We start from the raw sequence: 10,720 nt of genomic DNA on the forward strand, positions 1-10,720 counted from the left end.
ATTATAAATTTTAAGATTAAATTATAATTAACCCTTAAAAAAATAGGGGTCATATTAATATATATTTAAAAGTTTGACTCAGACTGTTATTTTTAATGGGGCATAAACAACATTTTTATACTTTTATTGAAATTTAAATCAAAAAACTATGAGAAAAATTGTTTTGAGTGTGCTATTAATTGCGATCTTGTTATTTACCCTTTTTTCAAATTATTTCTTAATCGACGCACCTGCTCCAACCGAGGCTGTAAAATTTGATACTGGCGATACCGCTTGGATTATTGTTGCAACAGCTCTAGTGCTTATCATGACTCCTGGATTAGGTTTTTTCTATGGCGGTATGGTTGGAAAAAAAAATGTAATTAGTACAATGCTTCAAAGTTTTATGGCCATGATAATTGTTACCGTTTTATGGGTTATCATTGCTTTCGGACTTTCATTTGGCCCTACAATTGGTGGTATTATTGGAAATCCAATCCCTAACTTGTTTTTTCAAGGTGTAGGAACAAATACCGCATGGAGTCTTGCACCTACCATTCCGTTTATGTTATTCGCCTTATTTCAAGCTAAGTTTGCCATCATTACGCCTGCCTTGATAACTGGAGCATTTGCTGAGCGTATCCGTTTTTGGGCTTATTTACTTTTTATGGTTTTGTTTATATTATTTATTTACACTCCGCTTGCGCACATGACTTGGCATCCTGATGGTTTGTTTTTCAAAATGGGAGTACTTGATTTTGCTGGAGGCACAGTAGTTCACATGAGTGCAGGATGGGCAGCACTTGCAGGAGCTATTTTCCTTGGTAAAAGAAAAGTTCAAAAAGTAAATCCAGCAAGAATTACGTATGTTTTACTTGGAACTGGTTTATTGTGGTTTGGCTGGTTTGGTTTTAACGCAGGCTCAGCACTAGGATCAAATGGCCTTGCAGTACAAGCATTAGGAACTACTACAGTTGCGGCAGCTGCTGCAGGTATGGCTTGGGTATTTCTAGATAAGATTCTAGGACACAAATTATCAGCAATGGGAGCTTGTATTGGCGTAGTTGTAGGCTTAGTGGCTATTACACCAGCTGCTGGTTTTGTGAGTATTCCACACGCTATGTTTATAGGTGCAATTGCTAGTATCATAAGTAATCTTGTAGTGCGAGCATTTCATAAAGGAAAAATTGATGATGCATTAGATGTTTTTGCTTGTCACGGTGTGGGCGGTATGGTAGGTATGCTTCTTACTGGTGTATTTGCTTCAAAATCAATTAATTCAATTGTAGGAGACAATCAAGGTTTAATTTTTGGAGAAACCACTTTGTTTTTAAACCAATTAAAAGCTTTAGTTGTGGTTTCTATTTTTGCTTTTACTGCATCGTATGTTTTATTTTTTATTGTTAACAAAATAACACCTTTACGTGTAAGCGAGGAAAAAGAAGAATTAGGACTTGACATTTCTCAACATGGGGAATTTTTATAATCAAACATTATTTACTAGAATAAGTAGTAAATAATCATCTTGAAACTTATTTTCAAAAAAAAATACCTCAAAAAGTTATTACTTTTTGAGGTATTTTTTTTCAAAGGGATTGATTCATAAAAGATATAAATCTTAACAACTCTTTATTTAAGAATAGTAAATTCTATTTTAGAATCATTAAACACTTTATGAGTCTGCTTTTGAAAATCTTCTGGTTTTGCATAAAAAATATTTTCTACAAAAGTTTGAGGATTTAGATCTATCAATGGAAACCAAGTGCTTTGAACTTGTACTTGAATTTTATGCCCTTTCTTAAAGGTATGAAACACATCTTGCAACTTAACATTTACTGCTGTTTTTTCATTAGCCACAAACGGTTCTGGTTTACTAAAACTATTTCTAAAACGCCCTCTCATTACTTCGCTTCTTACCATCATATGATAATTGCTCATTTTTAAATGAGGAGCTATCTCTTTAGTCTCTGGCTCCTCATTAGGAAAAACATCAATAACTTTTACTACCCAGTCCGCATCTGTACCTGTTGTAGCCACTTGTAATTGCGCTAATATATCGCCAGCAAGTGTGGTGTCATCTGTTAAAATTTCGGTTTCAAAAACAAGAACATCAGGACGTCTTGCTGCAAAACGCTGGTCATCTGTCATGTATTTTCTAGGCGTAAGACCTTGTTGTTTAACATCTTCAGAATAAGGAACTGGCTTCTTTGGGTCACTTACAAACTCTTCAAAGGCAAAATTCCTTTTTGCCATTTGTGACAACTTGTTCTCTTGCATGAAAAAAGCTTTCTTTTCCGTATTCTTTGGAGGCCAAGCATCATACGTTTTCCATTCTTTTTTACCCGAATCAAAAACATAAGCCTCAGGAAGTGTGTTTTCACCTTTTCCATTATTTTTCAGGAAATGACGGAAAAAATTAGCTTCAATATTTTTTTGGTAAAAACCTGAAATGCTATCGCCAAAATTAATATTCCCAATAACTTGTTTTGCAGAATTACGAGCCCAATCTCCGTGACTCCACGGCCCCATTACGATGGTATTGTAATTTTTACTACTCTTTTCAATCGTACTGTATGTATTTAATGGACCGTATAAATCTTCTGCATCAAACCAACCACCAACAGTCATAACTGCAGGTTTAATATTGTTCAAGTGCTGAAGAATACCTCGCTTTTGCCAAAAATCATCATAACTAGAATGATCTTTTAGCTGTTGCCAAAATTCATTATCGACTCCATAATACTTATCTAAATTTGAAAGTGGGCCAGCATCAAGAAAAAATTGATAATCATCATTGGTTCCCGCATTGGTAAAAGTATACCATGGCTCTGTAGTACGTGCCTTTTTTTGTGGTCCAAATAAAGGTGTCACTTTCCAGTAACTTAAAAGATAAGCCCCATTGTGATGAAAATCATCAAAAAAGAAATCAGCTATACACGCTTGTGGCGAAACTGCTTTTAAAGCGGGGTGATTGCTTAACAAAGAATACGTTGCATAAAAACCTGGATAAGATATTCCCCATGTTCCTACGTTTCCGTTATTATTCGCTACATTTTTCACCAACCAGTCTATTGTATCATACGTATCAGATGCTTCATCAATATCAGTCTTTGATTTTTTGTTAGGTACAAAGCCACGCATGTTATCATACAAACCATCACTCATAAACCTACCACGAACATCTTGGTAAACTACAATATACCCTTCTTTCATCATCGTTTCACTTGGTGAAATAGACCTTTTCATTTTATCAGCCCCATAAGGTCCCGAGTTATAAGGTGTTCTTTGCATGATAATTGGATACTTTTTTGAAGTATCCTTTGGAGTATAAATTGAGGTAAATAGCTCGGCCCCATCTCGCATCTTGATATGCACTTCTTTTTTAGTGTAATTTTCTGCTACATAATTTGGTTTAGAATCCTGAGCCGAGGATAATAAGACAGCAAATATCAATAATGCAATACTTAGTAGTTTTTTCATGAATTTTTTAAATTTAATAGGGTTTAAAGATAAAAAATATGTAGAAATAAAAATAATTTATACCCACTTAAATTACAATTTCAACGCATGAGTGCAACCAACTTATTATTAAGAGTTTCAATAAGACTAAGGCAATTGAATTCTCTGTTAGGCTTTTACGTAGTGATAATTCTATTTACTTACCGCTTTAGTTAATTACATTTCTGAAGTCTGTTTTCTTATAAAAAAAAAGTCAATGATATCTATTCTATTTCCTAATGTATCTTTTTCTTGCAAAACATATAATGTTGTTTAACAAACTTTCAACTGAATATCTTTGCAATATCAGTATGTCATGCACACTCTTTTCCATTGTAAAAAGTGATTGTTTCAATGCAGTTAGAATTAAACCTTAACTCTATGTGTTTTGAATTTATCTACTGCAACTATGAGTTGCTCTTACAATTTTATATTTCTATACATAATTTCGTTGTTAAGTTCCTTTTCAAATTCTCTTATTTTTTTTCCGCTATTTCCTAAGATAAGGACAAAAAATAAAGGAAAAAAAGTAAAAAAAGAGAATCCATTTTTTACAGCACTATATGTAAAAATGCCTAAAAGCGAACCAATCAGTATGGCATTGTACATTTTATTCGTTTTCAACTTCTTTTGCTCTTGAAGCAATTCTTGATCATTCAATTCTTTTAATAGTATTTTTTCCATTTGTCAAATTATTTTGTATTTGTTTCGTTTCAAATTTTTACTAAACGCAGTTTTTTAAAGCTAAATATTTTAATAGTACATCGTAAATATAATAGATTTAAACTACAAAAAATACAGTTCTAATAAAAACCACCTTAAAATAAAATTGTATTTAGTAATATTTGGTTTTAATCCCAAAGACAAAAAAAATTGGATAACGAATAATTAATTCTAAATAGTATTATCAATTATTAAAAAAAGATCAGCATAATTTTGAGCAATATTTTTTTACATATCGTTTCTAACTAACAAATAATCAGAAACAAAAAAAAAATTTCTTAGACCACCTAAGTACTATGATGTAACCTTAACAAGGTCAATTTTAAACTTTTGAACATTTATTTGCCAGACACTCTTATTCTTTTCGCAACTAGTGTTTCAATTTAAAGCAATAGTCGAGAGATTGATATTTATAAAAAATAATTAAAGGTCTTAAAATACAACACATGTAAAAACTTAATTTGCTTTGCAGAATTATTGCAACACAAAAAAAGCAGCAAAGTATTTTGCTGCTTTTTTAAATTATACACTAAAAATACTATTCTGCTAAAATGGATTCTGATGTCAGTACGTTCAATTCTATCATGCATTGCTTCATTATTTGAAACGTTCTTTCAATATCATTATCCAAACCTATTGAAAATCGAATTAAGCCATCAGTTAATCCCATTTCTATTTGCTCTTCCATTGGAATTTCGCTTGAAGTTGATGTTCCCGGTGCGCTAAATAAAGTTTTATAAAATCCTAGACTCACAGCTAGGTAACCTAAGTTTTTTTCTTGCATTAATTCCATCAAGGCATTTGCTTTTTCTAAAGTACCTACGTCAAGCGTCATCATACCTCCAAATCCATACTCATGATTAATCATAGACGAATATAATGCATGACTAGGGTGACTTTTTAAACCAGGATAAACCGTTTTTAAACCTTCTTTTTCAAAACGTTCGGCTAGATACATTGCGTTGTAGCTGTGTTGTTTCATTCTTATGTGAAGCGTTCTCAAGTTTTTCATTACGCTAGCTGAACGCAAACTATCCATTGTAGGTCCTAATAACATACTAGCTCCACTATTTACATTTTTTAAGCTATTGATAAATTCTTGCGATGCACACGTTACACCGCCCACAGTATCACTACTGCCGTTTATGTATTTTGTTAAACTATGAATTACAATATCAGCGCCTAATTTTGCTGGAGAAACAGATAATGGCGAAAAAGTATTATCAACGACTAGTGTCAAGTGGTATTTTTTAGCAATCAAAGAAAGTCCTTTTATATCCGCTACTTCAAGTAACGGGTTACTCACTGTTTCACAATATAAAACTTTAGTATCTGGAGTTATAGCAGCTTCTACAACATCTAGTTTTGTAATATCAACAAAGGTGGTTTTGATGCCTAATCTTGGAGTGAAATTCTTCAAGAAAGCATACGTTCCACCATAGATTGTTCTGCTCGAAACAATGTGATCACCAGTTCCGCAAAGTTGCAATAACGTAGGTGTAATAGCTCCCATTCCCGATGCCGAAACATTTGCCGACTCAGTTCCTTCCATAGCTGCTAATGCTTTGTCTAAGTATAAATTACTTGGTGAGGAATGACGAGAATACAAGTAGCAACCTTCCATATTTCCTTCAAACGTATCGAACATGGTTTTTGCAGAAAGGAAAGTATAGGTGGAAGAATCAGAAATGGATGGATTCACACCTCCAAATTCACCAAAATACTGTAAATCTTGAATGTTATCTGCGGGATTGAAATTTTTCATAAGTATTTTTTTTTGAAGCTATTCCTGCTATTCGCTATATCTTTTATTCGCTGAGGCGCATAAAAGGATGCCGCTTCTATCAGGGCTAGGGGATTACGGTTCTAAGATTAATTCTATCTCAAATTAACAATGTTCTAGATTAATAATCAATATTGTTCGATAATTTTGGATTTTAAACCTATCTATAATATAATTTGCGATTAGATTTTCTAAATTAGCATCAAAAACAGGATTTGTATAGATTTTTTTTCATTTATAAATTTCAAGAATATGATTTTAGATGTTATAGATAAGAAACTCTTGTATTTATTACAATCAGACAGTAAAAAAACAACCAAGGAACTTTCCTTAAAGTTAAATTTATCTGTAACAGCGGTATATGAGCGTATTAAAAAATTAGAGAGGGAAGGTGTTATCGATAAATATGTTGTCTTAATAAATCGTTCGAAAGTCGAAAAAGGTTTTGTGGTTTTTTGTCATCTTAAATTAATTCAGCACACTAAAGAGTTCATTGCAAAGTTTGAAAGTGAGGTTATTCAACTTAAAGAAGTCATTGAATGCCATCATGTAAGCGGGGATTATGACTATATTTTAAAAATATTAGTAAAAGATATGGAAGCGTACAGAGAATTTTTGGTTACAAAACTTACCACACTACAACACATTGGCAGTACTCACAGTACCTTCATGATTAGCGAGGTAAAAAACACAACTGTTATCGATGTCCAATAAGTTTTTTTTGATATCGTGTTTTTTTTAAAGTCGATAAATTAATCCCAAAAAACCTGCTGAATTCAACCTGAAACAAAACTAATTTCTTAATTTTGTGACACTTTTATATAAACATCACAAAAATTAACATACTATGAGTTCATTTGACGTAGTCATTATAGGTTCAGGACCAGGCGGATATGTATCTGCTATTCGTTGTGCACAACTGGGATTTAAGACAGCAATTATTGAAAAATATTCTACTCTAGGTGGAACTTGCTTAAATGTAGGCTGTATTCCATCTAAGGCATTGCTAGCTTCTTCTCATCATTACAGTGAAATTGCACATTTCGCAGATCACGGTATTGAACTTTCTGGTGATGTAAAGGTAAATCTTGAAAAAATGATTGCACGCAAACAAGCGGTTGTAGATCAAACTTCGGGAGGAGTTAAATTTTTAATGGATAAAAATAAAATCACAGTTTTTGAAGGTTTAGGTTCTTTTGTTGATGCTACACATGTTGCTGTTGCAAAAGCAGATGGAACTTCTGAAACTATTGAAGCAAAAAATATTATCATAGCAACCGGTTCTAAACCATCTTCCTTGCCTTTTATCAAAATTGATAAAGAAAGAATTATAACTTCTACTGAGGCATTAAAACTTAAAGAAGTGCCAAAACACCTTGTAATCATTGGTGGTGGAGTAATAGGTATAGAATTAGGTCAAGTGTATTTAAGATTAGGAGCGCAAGTTTCTGTGGTTGAATATTTAGACCGAATTATCCCAGGAATGGATGCATCTTTGTCTAAAGAATTGACAAAAGTATTGAAAAAACAAGGAATGAAATTCTATGTTTCGCACAAAGTGAAATCAGTAGAAAGAAATGGTGAAGGAGTTGTTGTTCAAGCCGAAAATGCTAAGGGAGAAACAATAACATTAGAAGGAGATTATTCATTAGTTTCAGTAGGGCGTCGTCCGTATACCGATGGATTGAACGCAGATAAAGCAGGTGTTAAAATTTCTGAAAGAGGAATGGTTGAAGTAAATGATCATTTACAAACAAATATTCCTAATATCTATGCAATTGGAGACGTAGTTCGCGGAGCGATGTTAGCACACAAAGCGGAAGAGGAAGGTACCATGGTTGCTGAGATTATAGCAGGACAAAAACCACACATCAATTATAATTTGATTCCAGGTGTTGTTTACACTTGGCCAGAAGTTGCTGCTGTGGGTCAAACAGAAGAGCAATTGAAAGCTGCTGGTGTTGATTTTAAATCAGGTAGTTTTCCATTTAAAGCTTTAGGTCGTGCGCGCGCTGGCGGTGATTTAGATGGTTTTGTAAAAATCCTAGCTGACGCAAAAACAGATGAAGTACTTGGAGTTCACATGATAGGTGCTCGTTGTGCCGATTTAATTGCCGAAGCAGTTACTGCCATGGAATTTAGAGCGTCTGCTGAAGATATTTCAAGAATGTCTCATGCACATCCAACTTTTGCAGAAGCGATAAAAGAAGCTGCTTTAGCTGCAACGGATAATAGAGCATTACACGTATAAGTAGACTATATTTTAACAAAAACCCGTTCAATCTAATTTTTGAACGGGTTTTTTTATTTAATTGACTTTGCGAAAGTATTTTTTGTATGTGAAATAGCCTATTATGCCAATTAAAATGATCGACCATAATTGAACGATTACCGCAATTATTCCTTCAATAAGATACCAGCCATTTTCGAGTCCATCAATTATTTTCGAACCAAAACCTTGACGAAATTCCTTTTCATTAGCAATCATCTCTTTTTTGATGGTTTCCCGTTGGTAAATTTGTAACGTTAAAGTGCTAAAATTTACTTGGTCAGCTAATGAGATATTTTCGAGTTTGCTGTTATCTTTTTGTTCGCTTTTTTGATTTAGGTCGTTTTCTGCCTGCACCACTTCGTTTAGTTTTTTGCCTTTGCTATCAATCGCTTTTACAAGGCGCTTTTCTTGATTAGCGTCTCTTTTTTCTTTTAATTGATTCGAAAGCAGTTGTAATGAAACATCGTCGGCCTTAATTATACGATACTCTAGAAAATCAATTTGTTTCGCAATGCTTTTGATTATCGTATCCATTTTGGTATTGGGAACCCGAATGGTTATGTTATTCTCAACAGTATATTTCGTGATTTCTAAAGTACTGTCTTGGCCAATTTTAACTTCTTTTTTTTCAGAAATTGTGCTTTGTAAATTGGTATAAGTTACAAAACCTCCAAATTTGTTGGTGGCATTTTCAATAATGTAAGTTGAGTTGGGAACATTTTTTACCTTAAATTTAATATCGGCAGTTCGTACAAATTTTCTATCACTATTTTTTGATTGTACTGCTGCAGCTGAAGAAACAGTATTACTACTATCTATTGAAGAAGTTGTTATTTTAGAATCAGTTTCATCTAAAGAATCGGCTTTTTTACAAGAAATAGCTAAAATGATTAGCAGTAAAGGGAATAGGACATGGTGTTTTTTAAGCATAATTTTTTGTTTTACAGGTTAATAATTTATTTGTTAATAGGTGTTTTCTTGTTTGCTGGCTTTTTAGATTTTAAGTAAAATGCTACAATTCAAATTTCATGCCATCAAAATAAACTTTGTGTAAATGGGCAAGGAATTACGTTTAAAAGCTTTGTATATTCTTGCTTTTAGAATCAGTCATGATTACCTATTTAACATAAAAATGTTGTAGTTTTGAGCTATAAAAAACATTTCAATTCCTTGAGAACATCCATCATAAAAAATGTCGAAAATCCATTACAAATCAAGCAACAACTTGTAACATGGGCGCAACAGTTTCGTGAAATTATTTTTTTAGATAGTAATTCGTATCCACAAGAATACTCCTCTTTTGATTGCGTACTTGCAGTTGACGCTTTTACCTCTTTAAAAACAGATTATTACAATGCATTCGATGATTTAAAACAATATCAAGAAAGCACTAAGGATTGGTTGTTTGGTTACTTGTCTTATGATTTAAAAAACGATATTGAAAAGGTTTCGTCAAAAAACAATGACTTTTTAGATTTTCCAGATTTGTTTTTTTTTCAGCCCAAAAAAGTATTTATACTCAACGGAAACACACTTAAAATTCAATATTTGAATTTTTGTGATGATGAAATAGACTATGATTATGCAACTATCTTGTCTACAGAATGTCCTATCAATACAATTGTTGAAACAGTTCATATGCAACAGCGGATTTCAAGAGAAAATTATTTAAAAAAAGTGATTAAAGTAAAAGATCACATTCACCGAGGAGATATATATGAAGCTAATTTTTGTATGGAATTTTTTTCAGAAAATACAGCAATTGATCCATTGCAAAAATTTTTAAAATTAAATTCCATCTCAAAACCACCTTTTGCTGTTTATTTTAAGAATCATAAACATTACATACTTTCGGCATCACCGGAACGGTATTTAAAAAAAGAAGGAGAATTAATAGTTTCTCAGCCCATAAAAGGTACATCTAAACGTTTTTTGGATACAACTGAAGATGAAGAATCTAAAAATAAATTAGCATCAGACCCAAAGGAACGTGCAGAAAATATAATGATCACCGATTTGGTTCGAAATGATTTGGCACGAACAGCTCAAAAAGGCAGTGTTCAAGTAACGGAACTCTGTAAGATTTACTCTTTTTTACAAGTGCATCAAATGATTACTACCATTACTTCAAAATTAGATTCTCAGTATACAGTAACCGATGTTTTAAAATCAACTTTCCCCATGGGGAGTATGACAGGGGCACCAAAAATTTCTGTAATGAATATTATTGACGAACTTGAAGAAACCAAAAGAGGCGTTTACAGTGGAGCAGTCGGGTATTTTACACCTAACGGTGATTTTGATTTTAATGTAGTTATCCGAAGTATTCTGTACAACAGTGCTTCAAAATACGTTTCTTTTTCTGTGGGAAGTGCCATTACTTCTTTATCGGTTCCAGAAAAAGAGTATGAAGAGTGTTTGTTAAAGGCCCATGCTATGCTTGAGGTTTTGCGTTAGTTAAGTTA

8 protein-coding genes are annotated in these 10,720 nt (G+C 32.8%); 4 read left to right on the forward strand and 4 right to left on the reverse strand.

Features of this window, described 5'->3' with window-relative positions; genetic code table 11:
- Window positions 1-148 precede the first annotated feature (148 nt).
- Entirely contained in the window at window positions 149-1,465 is a 1,317-nt protein-coding gene (locus FJV36_RS11835) for an ammonium transporter (protein ID WP_144893609.1), read from the forward strand.
- Between the two features lie 143 nt (window positions 1,466-1,608).
- Here the strand turns inward: FJV36_RS11835 and FJV36_RS11840 are convergent, their stop codons facing one another.
- The 3 genes from FJV36_RS11840 to FJV36_RS11850 all read right to left on the reverse strand — a co-directional run bounded on the left by FJV36_RS11840 (window position 1,609) and on the right by FJV36_RS11850 (window position 5,965).
- The gene (locus tag FJV36_RS11840) at window positions 1,609-3,459 is read right to left on the reverse strand and encodes a CocE/NonD family hydrolase (RefSeq protein ID WP_158727976.1); all 1,851 of its coding nucleotides are present in this window, start codon (window positions 3,457-3,459) and stop codon (window positions 1,609-1,611) included.
- A 438-nt stretch (window positions 3,460-3,897) separates the two neighbouring features.
- Entirely contained in the window at window positions 3,898-4,161 is a 264-nt protein-coding gene (locus FJV36_RS11845) for a hypothetical protein (RefSeq protein WP_158727975.1), read from the reverse strand.
- 577 nt (window positions 4,162-4,738) lie between these two features.
- Complete coding sequence (locus FJV36_RS11850) at window positions 4,739-5,965, reverse strand: aminotransferase class V-fold PLP-dependent enzyme (RefSeq protein WP_158727974.1); 1,227 nt, start codon at window positions 5,963-5,965, stop codon at window positions 4,739-4,741.
- A 270-nt stretch (window positions 5,966-6,235) separates the two neighbouring features.
- Here FJV36_RS11850 and FJV36_RS11855 point away from each other — a divergent pair, with 270 nt between their 5' ends.
- Entirely contained in the window at window positions 6,236-6,697 is a 462-nt protein-coding gene (locus FJV36_RS11855) for an Lrp/AsnC family transcriptional regulator (protein WP_158727973.1), read from the forward strand.
- Between the two features lie 133 nt (window positions 6,698-6,830).
- A complete protein-coding gene (lpdA, locus tag FJV36_RS11860) occupies window positions 6,831-8,234 on the forward strand; it encodes a dihydrolipoyl dehydrogenase (protein WP_158727972.1) in 1,404 nt (467 codons plus the stop codon).
- 57 nt (window positions 8,235-8,291) lie between these two features.
- Here the strand turns inward: lpdA and FJV36_RS11865 are convergent, their stop codons facing one another.
- The gene (locus FJV36_RS11865; RefSeq protein WP_158727971.1) at window positions 8,292-9,185 is read right to left on the reverse strand and encodes a DUF4349 domain-containing protein; all 894 of its coding nucleotides are present in this window, start codon (window positions 9,183-9,185) and stop codon (window positions 8,292-8,294) included.
- A 240-nt stretch (window positions 9,186-9,425) separates the two neighbouring features.
- Here FJV36_RS11865 and FJV36_RS11870 point away from each other — a divergent pair, with 240 nt between their 5' ends.
- Window positions 9,426-10,712, forward strand: a complete 1,287-nt coding sequence (locus FJV36_RS11870) for an anthranilate synthase component I family protein (RefSeq protein WP_158727970.1) — start codon at window positions 9,426-9,428, stop codon at window positions 10,710-10,712.
- Window positions 10,713-10,720: the final 8 nt, after the last annotated feature.

Source organism: Flavobacterium sp. I-STPP5a (genome assembly GCF_009764685.1).
In the GTDB taxonomy this organism is placed as follows: domain Bacteria; phylum Bacteroidota; class Bacteroidia; order Flavobacteriales; family Flavobacteriaceae; genus Flavobacterium.